This window comes from Paenibacillus prosopidis, from assembly GCF_003337375.1.
GTDB lineage: Bacteria > Bacillota > Bacilli > Paenibacillales > Paenibacillaceae > Pristimantibacillus > Pristimantibacillus prosopidis.
Map to the genome: position 1 here is coordinate 200,806 of NZ_QPJD01000011.1, position 21,375 is coordinate 222,180.

Consider the following 21,375-nt stretch of genomic DNA (forward strand, 5'->3'; position numbering starts at 1 on the left):
TCAGCGTCCGGCTAATAAATCTTTGTCCCTAATATCCGCAATGACGGAACGGACCATGGAACCGATTTGGCCCAATTCATACAAATTGGGATTTGTCGGCGGCTTCAGGGCATACCCGGTTACTTCGGCTCCCATAGAAGCAAGCCAGAGGCAGAGCCAGCTGCCCTTAAAGCCGGTATGGCCGGTTACAAATCCTTTTTTACCGGTCCAAAATACCTTATCCATTACATGTCACCTTTTTTCCAGGGAGCCTTCCCGCTTCTCCACAACTCTTCCAAATAGTTTTTGTCCCTCATCGTATCCATGGGGTGCAAAAAGCCGGAACGTTTATAAGCCATCATATGGCCGTCTTTAGCGATTTTCTCAAGAGAATCCTTCTCCAGATTCGTCTGATCGTCCTCAATATATCGAAGCACTTGCGGTTCCATCACGAAATAACCGGCATTGATCCAACTGCCGTCTCCTTTTGGTTTCTCGGAGAAATCCTTTACCGCATTATCCGAATCCAAATCGAGTGCGCCGAATCTTCCGCTTGGCTGGATCGAGGTCACCGTGCACATATTTCCGTTAGAACGATGATAATTCACCAAGTTTTGGATGTTGATATCCGCAACGCCATCCCCGTAGGTCAGCATGAACGTTTTATTCCCAATATATTTTTCAATCCTTTTCAAGCGGCCGCCAGTCATTGTCGTCTTCCCCGTATCTACAAGCGTTACCCTCCACGGATCCGACACGGAGCGATGAATCACCATTTCATTTTCTTTGGAAAAATCAAAAGTAACATCCGATTCATGCAAAAAATAATGCGAGAAAAATTCTTTGATGTAATAGCCCTTGTGGCCCAAACAAATAATAAAATCATTAAATCCGTAATAGGAGTAAGTTTTCATGATATGCCATAAAATCGGTTTGTCCCCGATCTCAATCATCGGCTTCGGTTTAAACTGTGACTCTTCGCTGATTTTTGTTCCGAATCCACCCGCTAGAATGACCACCTTCATGTCCCGATCCACATTGACCAATCAATCACCCCCGCTTTCTACCGTTAATTTCCGTAAACGACGCCGCTCATGCTGACGAGATCCGAAATAATGGCTTCGCTTTGCGCTCCTTTTGTTATTTGCACCGTTAACGTATACATCTGTTCAGGCTTTGTGATCCCCGATTCCACATGAGTGAGCGTTGCTAAAGCAAGGAAGCCGGTCTCGTAAATGACACGTACTCATTTCATTCAAACTTTAATAGATTATGCAGGTTTGAATAGATCGGACTAGACAAAAGCGTTTTTAAAAAATTGGTAAATCCTGCATTGAAACGACAAAAGGCTGATCTCATCCAATGCGGATAGATCAGCCTATATTTTCGTTCACTGATGCGTAAACTCACTATTAGTGAAGTAAACTTCACAATTTCGATAGACAAAAATGTCGTATCAAAAACAATGGCAAATCTCACTGCCCATGATGCCTACCTCATGGCGAGTGAGGTTTGCCTCACTAAATTGAAAACATATCGTATTGTAGCGAAATAGAGTGAGATTACTCTTATTGTTTAGTGAGCATGCCTCACTCTTTCGCAGCAAGCAAGCAGGCATTGGCTTGTTAGGCCGAGTGCCTTACGCCGGCAACGCCGAGCCTAACTGCAGCTGGTACATCGCGTAATACTTGCCATCGTACTCCATCAGCTCATCATGGCTGCCGCGCTCGACGATAACGCCGCGGTCAAGCACGAGAATTTGATCGGCTCCCCGGATGGTCGACAGCCGGTGCGCAATGACGAAGGTGGTACGGCCTTTCTTCAGCACATCAAGCGCCTCTTGAATAATCGCTTCCGTCTCCGTATCGATGCTGGCCGTAGCTTCATCCAGAATGAGGATAGCAGGATCATAGGCCAGCGCCCGCGCGAACGAGATCAGCTGCCGTTGTCCCGCAGACAGTGTGCTGCCCTTCTCAATGACCGGCGCATCGATGCCGCCCGGCAGCTGACTGAACATATCGTACGCGCCAACATCGCGCAGCGCCTGCTCGATCTTCTCGCGGCTAATCGCCGGATTGTCGAGACTAATGTTCGAAGCAATCGTTCCCGTGAACAGGAACGGATCCTGCAGCACAATGCCCATATGCTGCCGCAGCAGCTGCTTCGGAATCTCTCTCACATCGGTACCGTCCACAATAATGCGCCCTTCGTTCGAATCGTAGAAACGGAATAGCAGGTTCAAAATCGAGCTTTTGCCGGAGCCGGTATGGCCTACGAGCGCAACCGTTTCGCCTTGCCGCGCATGGAAGGAAATATGCTTCAGTACGTACTCATCCTTTTTATAAGCAAACGAAACATCATCGAACTTCACATCGCCCTTGTAGCGCTCCATCGTACCCGAAACAAAGTCGATCCCTTCCTCGTCCATCAGCTTAAACACCCGCTCTGCGGATACTCTCGCCGTCTCCAGGTTCGAAAGCTGGTTGACAATCCCGACAATGGGAGCAAACATCCGGTTCATATAATCGACGAACGCATAGAGCACGCCGACCGATACGGCCGTGCCGAATGAATCACCCCAGAACAACCAAATGACGATTAGAAATAAAACGTTACGGACGACGTTGACCAGATTGTGTGAAGTAATGGAATTGAGACTGAGCAGCTTATTTTGATACGTGTAATAATGCTCGTTCAGCTCTTCAAATTCCTTCGTCGTCTCCTTCTGCCGGCGGAACGCCTGAATAATCGTCATCCCTTGAATGGACTCGTTAATCATCCCGTTGATCTCGCTAAGCTTCGTCCGGATAATCCGGTTATAGCGTGCCGCAAACCGGCGGTAAACGATAATCCAGACGATTAGGATCGGGACAAGCGGCAGCGCAATCAGCGCTAAGCGCGCATCCAGAAGAAACAAGGCGCCATATATAGCAGCCATATAGATAATACCTGTAAAGAAGTTTGCCAGCACCGCGACATAAAGCTCGCGAATCGCTTCCGTATCGTTTGTAATGCGGGAAACGACCTGCCCTGCCGACAAATTGTCGTAATAGTTAACCGGAAGCCGCTGCGTATGCGCGAATATGTCATTACGCATTTTGCGAACAATCCGGTTGGCTGACGTTTGCAGCATGAGACGTTGACCGTAAGTAAATGCCGCAACGAGCAGGAGCAAGCCGAAATACATAACAGCCAGTCTTATAAGGGCCGGAAACTCCGGCTTATAGAAGGAATAAAGCTCCTTCGACGACAGCCTAGTCACTTGATACGTCGCGGCTTCACCCGTTTCCTTGCTCGTGACAGTCATCGTTTCCCCATTTACCTCACGCTTGCCGCTTTCGAAACGAAGTGCTTCATCCAGCCAATAAAATTGGCGTCCTGCCTGCAGTACCCTTACCTCTCTACCCTTCTGCTCCCCAGAAGCAAAGTGATCCTCGCGCTTATACCATTTATCTTTATAAAGAACCGCATAAGGCTGCTCTGTTTCGACCTCATGCCATTTTTTCTCGATGCCGAGAATGTTTTGGTCAATCATCCGTTTAGCAATAAACGGTCCTGCGAGCTCCGCGCATACGGCTAGCACGAGCAGCAGCAGCGCAAGCATGATCGGTTTTTTATAAAGCATGGCGTATTGAAACAATCGTTTTCCTGTGTGACCCATTGTCCTTCACGCCTCCATTTTGTTACGTTTCAATAATAGCTTCCAGCTGCTGGCGATCATACTGCTCACGATACCAGCCGCCCCTCTCCAGCAATTGCTCATGCGTGCCTTCCTGCACGATCCGTCCCTCGTCGAGTACGATAATCCAATCGGCATGCTGAACCGCCGATAAACGGTGCGTGGTAATAAGCGTCGTTTTGCCGGCCCGTTCCGTTCGGATGCCTTCAATAATTTCCGCTTCCGTCTTCCCGTCTACGGCCGATAAAGCATCGTCCATCAGCAGTATTTCCGGATCGGCGATAAGCGCCCGCGCAATGCTGACCCGCTGCTTCTGACCGCCGGACAGCGCAACGCCCTTTTCGCCCACAAGCGTCTCCAAACCGTCAGGCAGAAACTGAATATCCTTCGCGAACGAAGCGCGTTCCAGCGCCCGCTGCAAATCCTCTTCGGAGCCTTCCTTCAGGCCAAAAAATATATTTTCGCGAATTGTCCTCGAGAAAAGGATAGGCTGCTGCGGCACATAACCGATCCAGCCAAGCAGATGTTCAATCTTCAGGTTGCCAAGCGACGCGCCCGATATGCTGATATCGCCGCGTCCGAGCGGATATTCCCGCAGCAGCTGCTTCAGCAGCGTCGTCTTGCCGCTGCCGGTCCGGCCGACGATTCCGAGTGTTTGCCCTTGGCGAAGCTTGAACGATACGTCGATCAAATTATCAACCGTGGAGGTTGGATAACGAAACGTAACATTCCGGAATTGAAGAGATGACGGCTCCTCTACATGAATAGGAGCACTCGCGTCCGCAACGTCCGGCTTATAGCCCAGCGTCTCGTTTACACGGTCAAGCGATGCGTTGCCGCGCTGCATAATGTTTATCAGCTCGCCGATTGCGAACATGGGCCAGATCAGCATTCCGAGAAATACGTTAAAGGAAACCAATTCCCCGAGCGTTATTTCGTTATGGAACACTAGGTAACCGCCGTAACACAGTCCGATTAGGTAGCTCGTTCCGACAAGAACCTTCATCGTAGGTTCGAACAGCGCATCGATACGGGCTACCGCGATATTTTTGCCAAGCACTTCATTCGTCTTGGCGCTGAACCGCTCCTGGCTTGCTTCCTCCTGCACGAACGCCCGGATGACCCGAACGCCGGACACGGATTCCAGCACCTGATCGTTCAAATCTCCGAATGCATCCTGCGCATCCATGAACCGCTCATGAATCTTCTTGCCGTAATGCTTCATTGCCAGCGCCATCAGCGGCAGAGGCAGTAAGGCGGCAAGCGTCAGCTTCACGCTGATAAGACCGGCCATCACGATTAGAATCGTGATCATGAACAATGTCGAATCGATCAACGTTAGAATACCAAAGCCTGCTGTCTGCGCAACCGCACCCAAATCATTCGTTGACCGCGCCATTAGATCACCAGTCCGGTTCCGCTCATAGAAGGTCGGCGTCATCCGCAGGAAATGTCTCATTAACCGCGACCGCAGCAGCCGCTCCAGTACAAACGCACCGCCAAACAGCTGATAATGCCAGATATACGTAATGATATAACCAAGAACCGTCAGACCGATCCAGCCAAACAACACGCGGTTAAACTCGGCCTGACCAAGCAAATCCTGATGAATGCCGTCAATCGTATAGCCAATCAGCCATGGCGGAATGACATCGATAAAGCCGGTCAATATGAGGAGTGAAATGGCGATCGTATAACGCTTCCAATTCATCTTAAAAAACCAATTTAATTTTTTGAGTACACTAAACATCCTTTTCTACCACACCTTCCGCTATCCATCCAAGCGTCAAATTTCCCATAAAATACAAAGAAGCGCGCCGCCGTAACGACACGCTTCTTCCAGCTGGAGACACGGCTTTGACTTCAGCCGCGCTTCACAGACATAGAAAAGGCGCATGATTACGGTAACGTAACCATGCGCCTTTGATGATGGGAGTACCCTTAATCAAAGAGAAATGACGCGCGGATGGATTACGTTATTCATGTTCAAACGATTATTCACAGCTACGGACAAATTAAAATGAATGCGGTTTCTCATGGAACGTAATCCTCCTCTCGTTGAAATCTAATTGTCACTTTACCATCTGAAGAAAATACTGTCAATACCCGAACGGTTATTCTTTTTTTATTTACAAAAAGCTCACATATGTTTGGTGGAGTAGGGTTGCGTGGCGCAGGAGACCGCTAGCTTGTACAGATGCGGACACCACATCCGTTATTTGTGTGAAAAAGGCATATAATGCGAGCCTTGCGGACATTGGTTCCGCTATACACCATAGAATGCACCAAATATAACCATTTTGGAGCAAATAACGGATCCGATGTCCGTAAGCACCTCAAAACAGGGGCAAATCGGACAAATAACGGATTTGATGTCCGTGTATTCCAATTCAAGGAGCCGTTTGGTGTTTCAATCCAAGCAAAGCACCGACAATGCGAGTAATAAACACCCTGATGTTCTGTTTTACATTCTAAGCTTGTAGGTCCGGACACGTTCTTGACCACTGGCAACGCATAATAATTGCTGTTCAACCAAGCCGTGCAGAATTCGCCTTGCATGCCGATCGCTAACTCTAAGATGCTGAGCCAGCTCCAACGGCGTGATCGGACGCAGCAGGCGCCGCCCAAAGCGTAACGTTTCTGCCTCAACCCAAGATAAATGGACAGGAACATCCGTTGAAATGAATTTTCCAATGAAAGAAAGAATTAACTGTTGGCATTGTTTGGGTTCATCTGTAATAGAAAGGTACGCAATCGGCAAGAAAATCCACCCGTCGAGGGCCATTAGACAATGACGCTGGCATAAATCCTTAAATCGTTTTACATCAATATCCCTGGCATGAGATCCGTATCCCTGCACCTCAATACCGCCTTTCATGCCGCTTGGCATATAAGCCAGGTCCAGATAGCGATAGCCATTATTGAAATCACGCACCTCCCACTCAGGATACAAATGATCGAAATTTCCAACAGTGGGAAACCAGACTAAACGCAGGAATTCGAACGTACCATGGCCAAGCCCTTTCTCAAGCAGCTCACGCCTCCTGTGATTCCTTTCTGCAATCAGATTTACGTGCAGCCATTCCTCATAGTTTTGCTCAAATCGCGACACTTGGATTCACCTTCCTCTCAAGTAAATTAACCTTATCGGTCTTTCAACAACCCGAAGAACAACAAAAGCCGCTTCGATACACAGCACCAGAAATTCTCAATAAGGTGTTGGATGTATCGAAGCGGCTTGTGCTTCACAACCGGCTCTTTGTGTTTATTATAAATAATTCATAAAATTTTGTCTAAAATGTTTTTACCTACAAAAAATCCAGTAGATGACAAAAAATAGGTAAGCAGCCTTACTGCTTGCATAATATCCCCTAAAATCGGCTGTCCGCTCCGGGTTCTGATAATAGTAAGTAATCAAAATGGACTCGACAACCGTCACCCTTTGGAGATTGTGCCACTACACCTGCAACTATCCCGGAGGGGCATTTCATCCCGAAATACCGAATTAACCTCCAATCCTCTCCATCCGGCGAATAAAAAAAGGACACACAGTCTTGTGATTTCGTTATGCGCAAATACGGTTTTTCGACCGTAACACGCTCTGAATTACAATCATCTGAGGATCCGTCCCTCGTAACAACAGAAACAATCGTGGGATATTGGCCGTTGAATTCAAAACAAAGCTTAGCCCAATTATTATGATCTGACATCAGCATCAAGCATCCGGAATCATAGGTATGCCGCATCTCAGCTCGAAGCCGAGTTGTCAACTCGAATGACGAATCGACAGGGAGATGAAGAAACGGCGCAGAGCTTGCAATGTGTTTTCCTGCCGGGTCCTGAAAGAAATCCGCAGAAGGCGGGGCGACAATCATAAGCCCTGCCTCTTCGGTGTACATCGAAATTTCCGGCGGATTTATCCAGCTCATTTGTCCCCGAGCTTCAGCGATAAACAAATTATTCATCATTCATATCCCCACTTTCGAATGGCTTTATTTTCATTACCTACCAAGTTTGACTAAATTCCCTGCGATGTAATAATTCGTCAACTGCCGATCCTTATCCTTTTAAGTAAAAATCCAAAAAACAGGTATAGGATAGCCTGATCGCTTCCATGCTGAAATCTGGAGGTGGAGAGTATCATCGTATCCAAGATCGCACCATGGCGCTCGCCATTACTCGCAGTGTTATCCAATAATTCATTAGAAGGAATTTTACATTGGTAGTGGTCATATCACCACTTCCAACGATGTCACCCGCATCATAGTCAAAAGATATTTCACCTGTTGGTTGTCACAAATCGTTGCGGTTTGCTGTGATCATAATCACATGGCTGCGCGCTCACCGCGTCTATACTTGGCTTATCATACTTTCTTATATTTTGACTAAGTTAATAGACGTTGGAGGGGTTAGCCATGTTAAGCGAAAAATCGATTCAAATGATCAAATCAACGGTGCCCGTATTAGAGGTTCACGGCGTTACGATTACGAAGCGTTTCTATGAGCTGCTGTTCGGCAATCATCCGGAGCTCTTAAATCTATTCAATCACGCCAACCAAATGCAAGGCAGGCAGCAGACGGCACTTGCCAACACGGTCTATGCAGCGGCTCTGCATATCGATAACCTGCCAGCGATTATTCCGGTCGTAAAGCAAATCGGGCATAAACATCGCAGCCTAGGCGTGAAAGCCGAGCATTACCCGATCGTCGGCAAGTACTTGTTGATGGCAATCAAGGATGTGCTGGTCGATGCGGCTACGGATGATATTTTACAAGCATGGGCAGAAGCTTACGGTGTAATTGCCGACGCTTTTATCGGAATAGAGGCGGAAATGTACGAGCAGACACGCACGCAGGCTGGCGGCTGGGAAGGGTTTCGGGCATTCCGGGTGGAGCGGAAGGTGAAGGAAAGCGATGTGATTTCTTCCTTCTACCTGGTGCCTGAGGACGGCGGGGCGTTGGCCGAGTTTGAACCCGGGCAGTACGTAAGCATAAAGATGCAAATAGCGGGTGAAGAGCATACGCATATCCGGCAGTACAGCTTGTCCGACTCCTCTGGAAAAGCTTATTACCGCATCTCCGTCAAGCGCGAGGATGCCGGACAAGACCGTCCAGCTGGCAAAGTATCGACGTATCTGCACGAACACATACATGAAGGCGCTATTGTGTGGCTTTCAGCGCCAGCAGGAGATTTCACGTTAAACCAAGCGGATGAACGTCCGGTTGTACTCCTTAGCGGCGGGGTTGGCTTGACACCGATGATAAGCATGCTTAACAAACTGGCCGAAAAATATCCGGAGCGCCCAGTAACCTTCATCCATGCCGCCCAGAACGGGAATGTGCATGCCATGAAAGATGCTGTTACAACACTTGCTCTCAGCCATCCGCAGCTATCCGTCTACTATTGCTACGAGAAGCCGACGGAGCAAGATCGAAATGAGAAGGCGTTCCACAAAGAAGGCTATATCGATCTGGCCTGGTTAAAACAAGCTATCGCAGATCCGAATGCGCAGTACTATTTCTGCGGTCCCGTTCCGTTTATGCAGGCCATTAATCGCGCTCTGCACAGCATGGACATACCCGAATCGGATATTCATTTCGAGTTTTTCGGTCCTGCAGCCAGCCTCGAGCCTGTAGCTGTAGTATAACAGTCGCGGTCGACCAACGGGAGAACTCCACTCTCTTATTTCGGCTGGGCGCGCAGCAATCTATTCACCGTTTCGCGGCGAAGGCCGATGAGCTGCCCGATCTCATCCTGTGTCAGCACATCGGTTAACGTTGCCGGAGCGATGAAGTCCTGAAACCATTGCTGCAGCTTCCGCAGCTTATCCGCTGGCGCTACTTGGGTCAATTGATCGATCCGCTGCTGCATCATGCGCAGCTTATTCTGTAGAAGCAGAGCGATTTCCCGGCATTTCTCCGGGCTCCGCTCCAGATCCTCATACCACTGCTGCGGAGATACCATCTCGATTTCGCTGGTAACCAGCGCAATGGCCGTTCCGTGATACGGCATGGGACTAATTAAAGAATGATGCGGAATCATTTCATGAGGCACGATGATATTAACCAGGAACGGATTGCCGTCCTCATGGACACGGACAATTTTAAGCAGACCGCTCTTCACGTGAAAGAGCAGTCCGCTTTCTCCTTGGTGAAACAGCGCTTCGCCTTTATGCAGCAGCATGGCTGGCATATCCCCCTTTCCGCAATGTAATTTACCCCTTCCACTCCTCCGGCAAAAGGCGCTGGTAATGCGGCTGCAAATACCGGTCGTCAATGAGCATCAGAGTACCCCGATCGGTTTCCGAGCGAATTAACCGGCCGCCCGCCTGCAGCACCTTGTTCATGCCCGGGAATACATAAGCGTAATCATAACCGCTCTTGCCCTGTTCGTTAAAATAATCCTTCAGCATGTTCCGCTCCACACCGAGCTGCGGCAAGCCTACCCCTACGACGATCACACCGATTAAACGGTCTCCCGCCAGGTCAACGCCTTCTGAGAACACGCCGCCCATAACGGCAAAGCCTATTAACGACTTCCCGCTTCCCGCCTGAAACGATTCCAAAAATCGATCCCGCTCCTCTTCAGGCATATCCGGCTTTTGCAGCAGAATCTCCACATCTGCCGCATCACCCGCAGACGTCCGCCACTCCATTAGCTCCATATACGTTTCATACACGGCATTCATGTAAGCATACGAAGGAAAAAAGACGAAGTAATTGCCGGGCCGCTCGACCATTAACCGCTGAATCAGCTCCGAAATAGGCATTTTTGACGCGTCACGGTCATTGTACCTGGTCGAAAGCGGCTGTATGATAACGTCAAGCTGCTCTCTTGAAAATGGCGACGGCACCGAAAGCGTATAGTCATCTTCCCCCGCGCCCAGCATGTCCATATAGTATGAAACGGGTGACAGCGTAGCTGAGAAATATATATGCGAACGGTAGCCTTTGCCCATCTGCTGCAGCAGCAGAGACGGATCGAGGCAGAACAGCTTCAGCCTAACATCATTCTTCGATAGCTCCGTATAGACGACATATCGCTCATCGAACAGCTTCGACGTGCGTGTGAAGGTTTGCGCGGCAAAATAAGTATCGAGCAGCAGCCCGCCGCCGCGCCCTCCAACGCCTGCGGAAAGCGCCTGTTCAGCTGCCGGAACGAATGCCTCGACCAAAGCAACCAGCTCCTCCGGCAGCTGGTTCTCGACTAAATGCGGCGCGCCGTCGCTCCTTTTGCGCAGAGCGATGAAATAATCGTTGATCGCTTTTGCCGTCCGGTAGCCTTCGGCATGCACGCCCTTCAGCTCCCGCTGCAGCGCTAAGAACGGAGCCTTCGTCAGCTCCGCCGAGAACATCTCTCGAGCGCGGTCGACGAGATTATGCGCCTCGTCCACGAGCAGCGCCGTCTTCTTTTTCATCTCCGCGTACTGCCGCTTAAACGATATGCGCGGATCAAAAATATAATTATAATCGCAAATAACCGCATCGGCCGCATAGGCGATATCAAGCGAAAATTCGAACGGACACACCTGATGCTTCCGGGCATATGCTTCAATGACCGGCCGTGTCATTACCGTTTCATTTTCGAGCAAATCAAGCACCGCTCCATTTATCCGGTCATAATAGCCATCCGCATACGGACAATGCTCCTTATCGCAGCGCACTTCCTCCTGGAAGCAAATTTTCTCCTTGGCGGTAATCGTTACCGCATGAAGATGCAGCCCCTTCGACTTCATGAGCAGCAGCGCATCCTCGGCCGCCGCTCTCGTAGTCGTTCGCGCCGTCAAATAATAAAACCGCTGCAGCATGCCCGCACCCATAGCTTTGATGCTCGGATAGGTTGTCGAAATCGTTTTGCCGATGCCGGTCGGCGCTTTCGCAAACAGACGGACGCCTTCCTCAATCGACTTGTACACAGCACCTGCCAGCTTCCGCTGCCCCGCCCGGTAAGCTTCGAATGGAAAGTCCAGCGTCTGTATGCTTTCGTTTCTAGCCCGTTCATGTCTGCGCCGCTGCCGGGCGTAAGGCGCATATCGCGCCACTACCTCATAGACATACTGCTCAAGCTCGTCGAATCCGACCTCCCGCACAAACCGCCGCTCTTGCTCCGTCTCCGTCTGTACATAGGTAAGCTGCACGCGCATGGAAGATTGCTCATGCTCTTTGGCATACATATAAGCGTAGAACAGAGCCTGCGCCCAGTGCACGGGATATCCGTCGCCGCTAATTTGTTCAAGGTCGCCGCCAGTCGACTTAATCTCGTCTATAGTCATGACAGGCCCGGTTGCGAGCAGCCCGTCGCAGCGTCCGTCCACGACAAAAAGCAGATCATCCAGCGCGATGTCTGCCCGCACATAAACTTCCTTCTGATCCTGTTCGCCATACGTCCGCTGCACCCTTTGATGCGCTTTCGTTCCCTCGTGCATCGTTTCGACCGTATTTAATCTAACGTCGATGCTGCCGCTTAGAAACACATATTCGACTAAGTGTCTCACCGAAATCGTAACCGTATCATTGGTTAACATAACGTATTGTCTACCGCTCCCATGAAGAACATTTGTTCTTCTATTGTAACATAAGCGTAAACGGATGGCGCGGTCCTTTGATAGCAAGTTCAAATTTATCATGAGATATATAGGGAAATCATCCAGCTAATTGCTCCGTTTTAATCAAATCTTACTCCATATAAAAGGAAAACCTCCGGCTAATCGAATCCGATTCGCTCAAAAAATAAGAAAACCGGCGAATTAGAAGGAGCTTTTCCATTTAGATGAATCTCTCATGTTATCGAAGACATCTTAACGGGAGGATTTCCTTTTATTCATTAAAGCATAAGGCGTCACAGGAGGCAGCGCTCCTATTCCTATAGAATCAGGTCCGGAATCCGTTATACGAGATCAATATTCTCCGCTTCTTCCGTCTCTTCCTCTGGATGCTTGCCTACCCCGTTCAACAAATCAGTGCCGTGAAACTCATCTGCAGGCGATGCGGGATCGACCGGGCTGTCCTTCGCAATGGCATCCGCATCCGGCACTGCTGCCAATTCCTCCGAAATCTCCTCCGCCGAATCCACCTCTGTATCCGCCACTATTCCGGCATCTATTGCTTCAGGTATATGAGACTCAGTCACATCCCCATACGGATAACGCTCTAACAACTGCTCCGATGCGTCTCGTACCGCGCCTTCCTGTCCTTCATCTGCAAACAAACCGAATGCCGGATCGATATCCTTCTCCGTCACCAAGCTTTTATGCTCGTGCTCATGTCCGTTATTTTTATGATCTATTGTCATATTCATTGCCTCCCTCACTGGTATCTAGCATATAGTACCCTGCTATTACGTTGTTCTAACCAAATTAGTATGTGAGGGATACACCATTTTCATCCAAAAAAAGTACCAGGCAGCCGGTAAACGTCCGATCACCGCGCGCAGCTCCCAGCGCGCGGTGTGGCGTTGCATGACGGCGGTCGACAGCCATTGACCTTCCCGGTCAATGGCTGCTTTATTCTTATCCACGATGATTTCCACTGAGCCCGCCTTGAACTACGAAAATCGCTATAAACAAGCTAAAATAGCAATTGTCGCATTATCTTGATACAGTCTTTGCTGTGAGATAACGTGCTCCAATATAAATTCTGCCGCATGCTGCGGCGGTAAGCGGACTGCTTCCTCCAGCAGCTGCTCCGACAAATCGTCATATAGACCATCACTGCATAATAAAACCCAATCGCCCGCCTGCAGAGTAAATGGCGCCCGATTGGCGTCAATCTCATCCAAAATGGGAATACCCAAGTAGCTCGTCAGCAAAGCCCGTTCCGGGTGCGTCTCTGCTTCCTCTCTGGTCATTTGTCCGGCTTTAACCCGCTCGTGAAGCCGGTTGGCATACACATGATCCCGAGTTAATTGAATAAGTACGCCGCCCCTGTATAAATAGATTCGGCTATCCCCCGCAGATATCCAGTAAAGCCGCCCCTCCTGAATAACAGCAGCAATGAGGGTCGTGCCGACGCTCCATTCCAGCTCATGCCGTTTCGCTAGCCCATACACCTCTTCGTTTGCCTTATGCAGCGCCCGCTCAAGCGCCACGGGAACGGGCTCTTCAGCCGTTTTGCCCGTATATTCGTTTAGCATCGCTTGAACGGCAAGCTGGCTCGCTTCCCTGCCCATCGCGAGACCGCCCATCCCATCGGCGAGCACAGCGAGAATGCCATAACGTCTAACAGCCGCAGGATCGTCCAAGGCAGAGAAGCTGAAGGAATCCTGCTGCTCCTCCCGGGCTCCGATATGCTGCGCATTTCCCGGAATGACCTCCGTCCAGTTGAGCAGTCCCTCCTTCACCTCCGCCTCCCCGCTGATTCCAGCCTGCAGATCTTCCATTCGTGTTACAGGATAATCCAGTGGTGCTATGATCGGTGTAATCGTCATAAAAGGCTCAGTTATAGCTGCTCCGCCAGGCGCAGGTGCAGGCGCGGCCAGCGTTGCACGCTCAGGAACGTCCACTTTCTCTTTACCTGAACGTCCGCGGCCCGTCAGCTGCCCTGCGATAAGGATGACCGCTAACACCACCCCGAATCCAACCGTGCTCCACAACAGTATCGTTTCAATAAAGTTCCTTTGCTGCTCCGACACTTCGTTACCCGAACGAGGAATAAATTCCCAACCAACAAATGCTGCTACAAGCAGCAAAAAGACAATCGACAGCCCATAATAAACCCATTTCTTAACCATGTGACCCTCCTGCCGGTCCGATCTTATATCCACGCTAAAATAACAACAGCATGAGTGCCGCTAAACCTAAGCCAATAATCGATGTGATGACACACCCCTTTGCCTTGCCCGGCAACACCGATGCCAATTAAAAAAATGAATACTTACTGACTCACCCTTTCCGTTTGTTCCTATTTGGTTGCTCATCACCCGATGCTGGCGAATACAATAATCCTTATTTATAGGACCTTCGTTTTATTCCAGCCGCGTGCCGCCTAGACAAAACTCGACCTCTTACGTGTAACGATGTTGGATAAGCTCATTTGGGGACTTATAGGTGAAAGCAGGAATAAGTGGTGTGACATTAAAGGGTCTGGTTGCGGTTACGGAGGGTTTGCGAGGGCTGAGTAAATGCCATTGGCTAAATCATATAAGAAGGGCCTGCAGCGCAATTACTTATTGCACCGCAGGCCCTACATAACCTTACTCGCTATTTTCCTTCACCTTGTCGAAAATACTGCTTTACCGTTTCATAGGCCAGCTTAGGCCGGCGGTAACGGTCAACAATTCCTTTGCTGTTCTGCGTACCTGCTCTGGTCAGCAGCCAGCCGGTCCCTTCCGTCACGCGGCAATCGCAAAACTGCCAGATAAACATGCCGGATATGAACGGCCGCTTCGTATAGGCGTCGAGATTGCGCTCTATGATATCGGCTTGCCGCTCCTCTGTTCCCTTCACGCGATTCGGGTCGCGCAGGCCGTAATAGCCGTCGCCGCCGAATTCGCTCATAATCATCGGCTTGCCGAGACCGCCGAGCTCGTCGGCCCATTTTCTCGCTTGATCGCTCAGCTCGCCCGGATCCTCATCGCCGTACCACAGCGGGTACAGATTAAACGAGACGATGTCTGCCAGATCGAAGCAAAGCTCCTTCTCGCGATGATGGCTGGCGAATGACAGCGGCCTTGACCGGTCCATGCTGCGAATTTGCTCCAGCTGCTTCCGGTACATGACCCGGCCCTCCGGCGTATCGCTGGCGCATTCGTTCAGAATAGCCCAAATAATAATGCTCGGGTGGTTAAAATGGCTCTCGACCATCTCACGGTTGCAATCCTCGCACTGACGCTCAAAGTTTGGATTTTGCATCTGCTCTAAGCTGAGGCCACGTGCGTGATTCTCCTCCCACACGAAGATACCGCGCTCGTCGCACAGATCGAGGAACCGCTCATCATTCGGGTAATGGCTGGTCCGGACCGCGTTTGCACCCGCTTCAAGCATGAGCTCGATATCATGAACCATGAGCTGGTACGGGAACGATGCGCCGACGATCGGATGATCCTCGTGCCGGTTGAAGCCCTTCAGCACAACATCTTCGCCGTTCACTTGAATGCGGTTATTCAACGTCGTCACGGTGCGGAAGCCTACCCGCTCGGTCAAATCATCCAGCGGATCCGCATAACCTTCCGCGTACAATTGAACGTCTAGCAAATACAAATGCGGATCCGTATTCGACCAGGCGTTTATGTCGGTAAATGTACGACTGACGGTAATCGCCTTTACTTGACCCGCCTCTACCTGCTCCCCGGCAGTGGTGAACGCTTCATTAGCCAGTTGTCCCTGAAGCGTTACAGTCTTTGGCTCCATTCCAATATTTCTCACATAGACCGTAATATCCGCCTGCCAATCGCCTGACGGCCTGGATGGCGTAAACGCAATCCTTTCAATAAACAGCTCCGGCACATATTCAACCGATACCGGACGGATAATGCCTCCGTATGTATAATAATCATTCGGCACATGCAGCGCGGAAGCTTCACTAAAGCTGTTGTCTACTTCTACAACGAGCTCATGCTTGCCCTGCGGTACATCTTTTACGATAGCGGTAAAAGGCGTATAAGCGTTATAATGGTGGGCAATTTTTTCTCCATTGAAATAAACATCAGCCGTATGGCTCACACCCTGAAAGTTGAAGCGCAGCGAGGTTTGCTTTTCAATGACCATCGTTTTGCGAAATACGCCTTTCCCCTGGTAGGTAGAGAAACGGGGATGCATCTCCCAACAACCCGGAACCGGCATTACATATTGATATTCGCCTTCGTACGGGACTGCCGTGTCCCCGTTGATCGGCTGGAACTGCCACTCGCCCTCTAACGATTGGGTTTTGCGCACCTTATGGGTGTGAAATAAACGAAGCATGTAGAACCCCTCCCTTGGGATGAATATTCCCATCTATTGTAACGCTCCCGCATCGGCTCGTCCAATGATGCGCCGTAGCTTTCCAGGATGGAATCTGTTATTTTAAATACGAAACTTTCCATCCGCAATTCCGCAAAGGAGACTGACCATGCGCCATTTTGTTTTAAGCCCGGGCTTCCATAATGATACGAATGCCGCGAAGCAGCTGCTTCAGCATTACATAGAATCTGGTCATTCCGACCTTCTGACCGAGGAAATGATACTCGGTATCGGAGGAGGAATCGGCTACGGCTACTTTACTTTTTACTACGAGAAGGAAGACTTCACTAATTTTCACTTAGGCACGCGGGCGGGATGGGAAGACAGCGCCGGTTTTATATCCGGTATCTTTCGCTCGCTCGGCATACCGCTCGAACAGAAGCAAACGAAGAACAAGGATGCCGCGCTCAAACTCATCTCCAACTATTCAGAGCAGGGCAGACCTTCTATTATACCGGTACACCATGGCATTTTTGAAAATTGCAGTCTGCAAGAGAACGGGTATCCAATCTACTGTATCGTCTATGGCCTCGAGCGGGAAACAGGAACGGCGAAGCTCGCGTTTCGTTATAGCGACGGCATAACCATCTCCATTGAGCAATTAATGGAAGGAAGAAGCCGCTTATCAACCGCAAAGCTCGTGAATCAGGCTTTATTCATCCCAGATGCGAGTTATGAGGAAGCTGCTAAAGTGACTATGGAAACCATTATTGCCGCTTCCAAGCAAGGTATAGAACGCTGTCTCGCGCATGCGCACAGCACACGAATGGCCAACTTTGGCATCAGTGCGCTCTACAAGTGGGAGACTCGGCTTACCGCGGGAGACAAGCAAAGCTGGATCCGTTTATTTGAAGCTCCTAAGCACTGGTCAAAGGCGCTCTATTCCACCGTGCGTCACATCGTGCACAATACGGACGGAAGCGCGTTCCGCCCGGCTTATGCCGCCTTCTTGAATCAAGTAGGGACGCTGATTGATGAGCCTTTATTAAATGAGTGCGGTGAGCGGTTCGAAAAGACCGGCGCGCTTTGGCGCCAGCTTGCCGACCTCGCTTTACCCGATGAGGCAGATGCGGCCAAAGCGTTAAAGGCGCTTATCATCGACACGGAGCAGCTCATTCGCAACGGCGGCATGCAGCATGCCGATTATGTGCAGCGGCTCGATGGGATGAGCAAACAGAGGAAAGAGATGGAACAAGCAGCCGACTGGAAGACGGAGCAAAAGAAGGAGCATTTTATGGCAATGAGCCGGATTGTCGGACAAATCGCAGCGCAAGAGAAAGAGGCGCTAGACGTCCTGCAAGCGGCGCTCCAATCCGCCAGATGGGCGTAACCCGCTGGTGCTGTCCTTGACGGCAAAAAAAAGCCGAGATCTATGCGAACGGCGTGGGCCATTCGTACGAATCTCGGCTTGTCTCTGCGTGAAGGCCGCCTACATAATCGGCGTGCCTTTCTTTAGCGTCTTCAAGTCGCCGTTGGAGTTGGTGAGAATTGGCAGCATTTTCTCGCCGCTGACCATCGGAGCGTTGCACATTAAACAGGTCGGAACGTGATCAAAAGCAAAATTGTCGCGCATCCAACTGTTGCACCCATCCGTCTCGCATGTCCATACCTTCGTGTTTTCTTCCGGAATTTCTTCTAACGGTTTTTTACGATTGTACATGGTCATCCCCCTTCGCGTAAAAAAGGAAAAACTGCCTCAAACACATAGGTAAGTGGCAGTTATCGTTTATGATAAGCAGTGATATGTGGCGCTTGCTGCAAGCTTGCAATTGCTTCTATCGTACCATATTATGTCCATAAAAGGCAAATACCATGTGATGGAATTTATTTATTTAACAGATCCCCGCAGTAGCAGGCAAACAGCTGCTCCACCGGCTTAAAATAAAGATGCCCGTCCTCCCAAGGCTGAAAATGCAGGTCCATTCGGGAATCGCTCCAATTCGAAGGCGCAACCCGGCCCACCCGCCGCTCGACTTCTCCTTTACGCAGCCAGTGATCGTAGCCTGCCGGTTCGTTGAAATGAAACACATCCATCATCGGAATCCATTTCCGTTTGTCCGGCTGGCCCGGCCACTCTTCCAGATAGGGCGCCATATCCGGCACCAGCTCCTCCGGTCCGATCATGCGGTGCACGCATTCACAATAAATAAACACGTTGCGTTTCCACATGAAGCATCCCGCAGTCATAATTTCACCCTGCCGGATGAGCTGAAGTACCGCAGCTTCCTGTTTGGCGGCTGCCGCCCCTTCCGCCTCGAGACCCTCTCGCAGCTGCGCCCGCGCAATTAATCTAAACATGGCTTACCACACTCCGCTCGTTAAGTCGTTCTGCCTATTTTAACAAAAATATATCGAATACGCCTGATTTTTCATTTTTTCGGATATTCTAATTAAGGAAGCACAGCGGAAGGAGGATGAGGATATGGAGAGCACCAAGCAGTTTGTCGATAAGGTACACGATACGCAGCGTAAAGCGGAACGGAATAAACGGCGCAGAGGTAATGGCGACCCACAAGAAAGAATGGCCAACAAACAGCACAGTACGAACAAATAAGAGAATACGGCGGCTGTCCCGCAAGCAGCTGCGGCTGATAGCGGGTCAGCCGTTTTCTTTTCAAGGGAATGGCGAGTACCAGCGCTGTAGATAATGAGAGTTTACAAAAAAGGGAATTATTTGTTATCATTTAAGCAATATTCAAACGCGATGATGAGAAGAGTAGGGAAAACGTTCTTGCACAGAGAGCTCCGGCAGCTGAAAAGGAGCAAAGAGCTTTTCCCCGAACCAAGCCTCTGAGCAGCATGCCGGAACCGTGGGCGGGGATGGCGTGACGGGAGCTCCCGTTATAGAGCTAGAGTATAAGCATTGCCTGCAATGCCGTACTTGAAGAGGTTAATATGGCGACATATTAATGAATATGGGGTGGTACCGCGAAAATTTCGTCCCCAAGACACGAGGTCTTGGAGGTGAAGTTTTTTTTGTGCTGATTTACCGCTTATCACATTCATTAGGAGGAGTCGACATTGGATATTGAGAAGGAGCGTCAAACCGGCAACTTTTTATTTAAACTGATCAGTGAGGAGCTTGAAGCTGGAGCATTCGGCAGGGACATGTGCACGCGATTTCCTCCCGAGCCCAATGGCTATCTCCATATAGGAAGCGCCTACGCCATACACACGAATTACACAATAGCACAAAGCTTTAACGGAACGTTTCATTTACGCTTTGACGACACGAATCCTCTTAAAGAGGATATCGAGTATGTAAACGCGATTATCGAGGATATCAAGTGGCTCGGCTACGATCCGGGAAATCATATTTACTACGGTTCGGACTACTCTGACGAAATCTATAACGCCGCCGTCACCTTGATCAAGCATGGAAAGGCCTATGTCTGTGATTTGGCGCCGGACGAAGTAACGGAGTATCGAGGGACTTTGACGGAGCCGGGCAGGAACAGCCCTTATAGAAACCGGTCAGTCGAGGAGAACCTGGAGCTTTTTGCGAAAATGAAAAATGGCGCCTACCCGGCATCCTCCAAGGTTGTCCGCGCCAAAATCGATATGGGCTCGCCCAATTTAAATCTGCGTGATCCTGTTATTTATCGAATTATCCATGCTGAGCATTACAGGACGGGAACTGACTGGTGCATCTATCCGATGTACGATTTTGCTCATCCTATTCAAGATGCGATTGAGGGCATCACCTATTCCTTATGCTCAATCGAATTCAAGGACCACCGGCCCTTGTACGAATGGGTCTTAAAGGAGCTTGGTATCCCTGAGCCTCCGCGGCAAAGGGAGTTCGGCCGGCTGAGCTTAACGGGTGTTGTGACTAGCAAACGGTTTTTGAGGCAGCTGGCAGAAGGAGGTTACGTAGACGGCTGGAATGATCCCAGGCTTCCGACGCTCCGGGGCCTCAGAAGAAGAGGCTTCACGCCGGAAAGCATACGCGGCTTTATTGAGGAGATTGGCAGCATCCGAACCCAAAGTACGGTAGACATCTCATTGCTGGACCATTGCCTCAGACAGGATCTAAAAGAAAAAACGGTTAGCGTCATGGCTGTTTTGCAGCCTTTAAAGGTCGTCATCACCAACTATCCGGAAGATGACGTGGAACTGTTGATGATTGAAAATAACAGTGAAAACGAGATGCTGGGGAAAAGAGAGGTTCCTTTTTCCAAAACGATTTATATCGAGCGGGACGATTTTATGGAGCAGCCGCCTAAGGGCTTTCACCGGCTTAGTCTGAATGCCGAGGTAAGGCTGAAGGGTGCGTATTTCATCAAGTGCGAGGAAGTGATCAAGGACCCGGAAACAGGCGAAATTACGGAGCTTCGCTGCACCTATGACGAGCTCACGAAGAGCGGTACCGGATTTACAGGGCGTAAGGTGAAAGGGACGATCCATTGGGTCTCTGCGGAGCACGCCGTAAAAGCTGAAGTTCATTTGTATGATAAGCTGCTGCTGGAGCAGGACATTCCGAAGGACGACAGCAAGGATTGGACTGATAGGATCAACCCGAAATCGCTTGTTATCGTAAAGGACGTTTTGCTGGAGCCTTTCACCCGGCATGCGCGTATAGCACAAAAATTCCAATTTTTCCGCCATGGCTACTTTTGCGTAGATACGAAGCTCACAACCGGCGACAGGCTCGTATTTAACCGCATCGTACCGTTGAAAGATACTTGGAATAAAAGATGAGCCGATGTTTTTATCCATACGTTTGCGGGTGGTGCCAGCTGCGCTGGCATCACCCGCCCCCGTATGGAGAACGGAGAA

Annotated in this window: 18 protein-coding genes and 1 other annotated feature; of the genes, 4 read left to right on the forward strand and 14 right to left on the reverse strand. The window is 50.0% G+C overall.

All coding sequences use genetic code 11. The features are described 5' to 3' along the window. The 6 genes from DFP97_RS31615 to DFP97_RS18475 all read right to left on the reverse strand — a co-directional run bounded on the left by DFP97_RS31615 (position 1) and on the right by DFP97_RS18475 (position 7,626). Positions 1 to 225, reverse strand: a complete 225-nt coding sequence (locus DFP97_RS31615; RefSeq protein ID WP_245976377.1) for an NAD-dependent epimerase/dehydratase family protein — start codon at positions 223 to 225, stop codon at positions 1 to 3. Next, positions 225 to 1,004: a glucose-1-phosphate cytidylyltransferase gene (gene rfbF, locus DFP97_RS18455; protein WP_114381711.1), complete on the reverse strand. Its 780-nt coding sequence runs from the start codon at positions 1,002 to 1,004 to the stop codon at positions 225 to 227. The genes DFP97_RS31615 and rfbF overlap by 1 nt, the downstream gene beginning before the upstream one ends. A gap of 614 nt (positions 1,005 to 1,618) precedes the next feature. Continuing rightward, the gene (locus DFP97_RS18460) at positions 1,619 to 3,640 is read right to left on the reverse strand and encodes an ABC transporter ATP-binding protein (RefSeq protein WP_114381658.1); all 2,022 of its coding nucleotides are present in this window, start codon (positions 3,638 to 3,640) and stop codon (positions 1,619 to 1,621) included. A gap of 22 nt (positions 3,641 to 3,662) precedes the next feature. After that, positions 3,663 to 5,408: an ABC transporter ATP-binding protein gene (locus DFP97_RS18465; RefSeq protein WP_114381659.1), complete on the reverse strand. Its 1,746-nt coding sequence runs from the start codon at positions 5,406 to 5,408 to the stop codon at positions 3,663 to 3,665. Between the two features lie 714 nt (positions 5,409 to 6,122). Then, positions 6,123 to 6,770: a transcriptional regulator gene (locus DFP97_RS18470; protein ID WP_114381660.1), complete on the reverse strand. Its 648-nt coding sequence runs from the start codon at positions 6,768 to 6,770 to the stop codon at positions 6,123 to 6,125. A 259-nt stretch (positions 6,771 to 7,029) separates the two neighbouring features. Then, the gene (locus tag DFP97_RS18475) at positions 7,030 to 7,626 is read right to left on the reverse strand and encodes a DUF1349 domain-containing protein (protein WP_114381661.1); all 597 of its coding nucleotides are present in this window, start codon (positions 7,624 to 7,626) and stop codon (positions 7,030 to 7,032) included. 447 nt (positions 7,627 to 8,073) lie between these two features. Here DFP97_RS18475 and hmpA point away from each other — a divergent pair, with 447 nt between their 5' ends. Next, complete coding sequence (hmpA, locus tag DFP97_RS18480; protein WP_114381662.1) at positions 8,074 to 9,306, forward strand: NO-inducible flavohemoprotein; 1,233 nt, start codon at positions 8,074 to 8,076, stop codon at positions 9,304 to 9,306. A gap of 35 nt (positions 9,307 to 9,341) precedes the next feature. Here the strand turns inward: hmpA and DFP97_RS18485 are convergent, their stop codons facing one another. From DFP97_RS18485 to DFP97_RS18510, 6 genes are all read right to left on the reverse strand, one after another. After that, positions 9,342 to 9,842: a Crp/Fnr family transcriptional regulator gene (locus DFP97_RS18485; protein ID WP_114381663.1), complete on the reverse strand. Its 501-nt coding sequence runs from the start codon at positions 9,840 to 9,842 to the stop codon at positions 9,342 to 9,344. A gap of 31 nt (positions 9,843 to 9,873) precedes the next feature. Next, a complete protein-coding gene (locus tag DFP97_RS18490) occupies positions 9,874 to 12,183 on the reverse strand; it encodes an ATP-dependent DNA helicase (RefSeq protein ID WP_114381664.1) in 2,310 nt (769 codons plus the stop codon). A gap of 362 nt (positions 12,184 to 12,545) precedes the next feature. After that, positions 12,546 to 12,950: a hypothetical protein gene (locus DFP97_RS18495; protein WP_114381665.1), complete on the reverse strand. Its 405-nt coding sequence runs from the start codon at positions 12,948 to 12,950 to the stop codon at positions 12,546 to 12,548. Positions 12,951 to 12,995: 45 nt separating this feature from the next. Then, positions 12,996 to 13,187 (reverse strand): hypothetical protein, encoded by a 192-nt coding sequence (locus DFP97_RS18500; protein WP_114381666.1) that lies wholly within the window; start codon positions 13,185 to 13,187, stop codon positions 12,996 to 12,998. Positions 13,188 to 13,214: 27 nt separating this feature from the next. Continuing rightward, positions 13,215 to 14,387, reverse strand: a complete 1,173-nt coding sequence (locus tag DFP97_RS18505; protein WP_114381667.1) for a PP2C family protein-serine/threonine phosphatase — start codon at positions 14,385 to 14,387, stop codon at positions 13,215 to 13,217. 469 nt (positions 14,388 to 14,856) lie between these two features. Next, positions 14,857 to 16,557: a glycoside hydrolase family 2 protein gene (locus tag DFP97_RS18510; protein ID WP_114381668.1), complete on the reverse strand. Its 1,701-nt coding sequence runs from the start codon at positions 16,555 to 16,557 to the stop codon at positions 14,857 to 14,859. Between the two features lie 148 nt (positions 16,558 to 16,705). On the opposite strand from DFP97_RS18510, the gene DFP97_RS18515 reads away from it, so the two are divergent. Next, a complete protein-coding gene (locus DFP97_RS18515; RefSeq protein ID WP_114381669.1) occupies positions 16,706 to 17,926 on the forward strand; it encodes a DUF4872 domain-containing protein in 1,221 nt (406 codons plus the stop codon). A 99-nt stretch (positions 17,927 to 18,025) separates the two neighbouring features. On the opposite strand, the gene DFP97_RS18520 is transcribed toward DFP97_RS18515, so the two are convergent. Then, a complete protein-coding gene (locus tag DFP97_RS18520) occupies positions 18,026 to 18,256 on the reverse strand; it encodes a cold-shock protein (protein ID WP_114381670.1) in 231 nt (76 codons plus the stop codon). Between the two features lie 164 nt (positions 18,257 to 18,420). Then, on the reverse strand, positions 18,421 to 18,894 hold the full coding sequence (locus tag DFP97_RS18525) for a hypothetical protein (protein WP_114381671.1): 474 nt from the start codon (positions 18,892 to 18,894) through the stop codon (positions 18,421 to 18,423). Between the two features lie 124 nt (positions 18,895 to 19,018). Between DFP97_RS18525 and DFP97_RS18530 the strand changes: the two genes are divergently transcribed. Then, positions 19,019 to 19,150 carry a DUF4023 family protein gene (locus tag DFP97_RS18530; protein ID WP_114381672.1) on the forward strand — a complete coding sequence of 44 codons (132 nt, stop codon included), beginning with the start codon at positions 19,019 to 19,021 and terminating at the stop codon, positions 19,148 to 19,150. A 141-nt stretch (positions 19,151 to 19,291) separates the two neighbouring features. After that, positions 19,292 to 19,544: a binding site (T-box leader), on the forward strand. Between the two features lie 73 nt (positions 19,545 to 19,617). Then, positions 19,618 to 21,297 carry a glutamine--tRNA ligase/YqeY domain fusion protein gene (locus DFP97_RS18535; protein WP_114381673.1) on the forward strand — a complete coding sequence of 560 codons (1,680 nt, stop codon included), beginning with the start codon at positions 19,618 to 19,620 and terminating at the stop codon, positions 21,295 to 21,297. Positions 21,298 to 21,375 lie beyond the last annotated feature (78 nt).

Excerpts from the sequence above, each read along its gene's own strand:
- DFP97_RS18475 (WP_114381661.1), bottom strand. The coding sequence starts at position 7,626 with ATGATGAATAATTTGTTTATCGCTGAAGCTCGGGGACAAATGAGCTGG.
- DFP97_RS18510 (WP_114381668.1), bottom strand. The coding sequence starts at position 16,557 with ATGCTTCGTTTATTTCACACCCATAAGGTGCGCAAAACCCAATCGTTA.
- DFP97_RS18515 (WP_114381669.1), top strand. The coding sequence starts at position 16,706 with ATGCGCCATTTTGTTTTAAGCCCGGGCTTCCATAATGATACGAATGCC.
- DFP97_RS18505 (WP_114381667.1), bottom strand. The coding sequence starts at position 14,387 with ATGGTTAAGAAATGGGTTTATTATGGGCTGTCGATTGTCTTTTTGCTG.
- DFP97_RS18495 (WP_114381665.1), bottom strand. The coding sequence starts at position 12,950 with ATGACAATAGATCATAAAAATAACGGACATGAGCACGAGCATAAAAGC.
- hmpA (WP_114381662.1), top strand. The coding sequence starts at position 8,074 with ATGTTAAGCGAAAAATCGATTCAAATGATCAAATCAACGGTGCCCGTA.
- DFP97_RS18530 (WP_114381672.1), top strand. The coding sequence starts at position 19,019 with ATGGAGAGCACCAAGCAGTTTGTCGATAAGGTACACGATACGCAGCGT.
- DFP97_RS18460 (WP_114381658.1), bottom strand. The coding sequence starts at position 3,640 with ATGGGTCACACAGGAAAACGATTGTTTCAATACGCCATGCTTTATAAA.
- DFP97_RS18520 (WP_114381670.1), bottom strand. The coding sequence starts at position 18,256 with ATGTACAATCGTAAAAAACCGTTAGAAGAAATTCCGGAAGAAAACACG.
- DFP97_RS18525 (WP_114381671.1), bottom strand. The coding sequence starts at position 18,894 with ATGTTTAGATTAATTGCGCGGGCGCAGCTGCGAGAGGGTCTCGAGGCG.
- DFP97_RS18485 (WP_114381663.1), bottom strand. The coding sequence starts at position 9,842 with ATGCTGCTGCATAAAGGCGAAGCGCTGTTTCACCAAGGAGAAAGCGGA.
- DFP97_RS18490 (WP_114381664.1), bottom strand. The coding sequence starts at position 12,183 with ATGTTAACCAATGATACGGTTACGATTTCGGTGAGACACTTAGTCGAA.
- rfbF (WP_114381711.1), bottom strand. The coding sequence starts at position 1,004 with ATGAAGGTGGTCATTCTAGCGGGTGGATTCGGAACAAAAATCAGCGAA.
- DFP97_RS31615 (WP_245976377.1), bottom strand. The coding sequence starts at position 225 with ATGGATAAGGTATTTTGGACCGGTAAAAAAGGATTTGTAACCGGCCAT.
- DFP97_RS18465 (WP_114381659.1), bottom strand. The coding sequence starts at position 5,408 with ATGTTTAGTGTACTCAAAAAATTAAATTGGTTTTTTAAGATGAATTGG.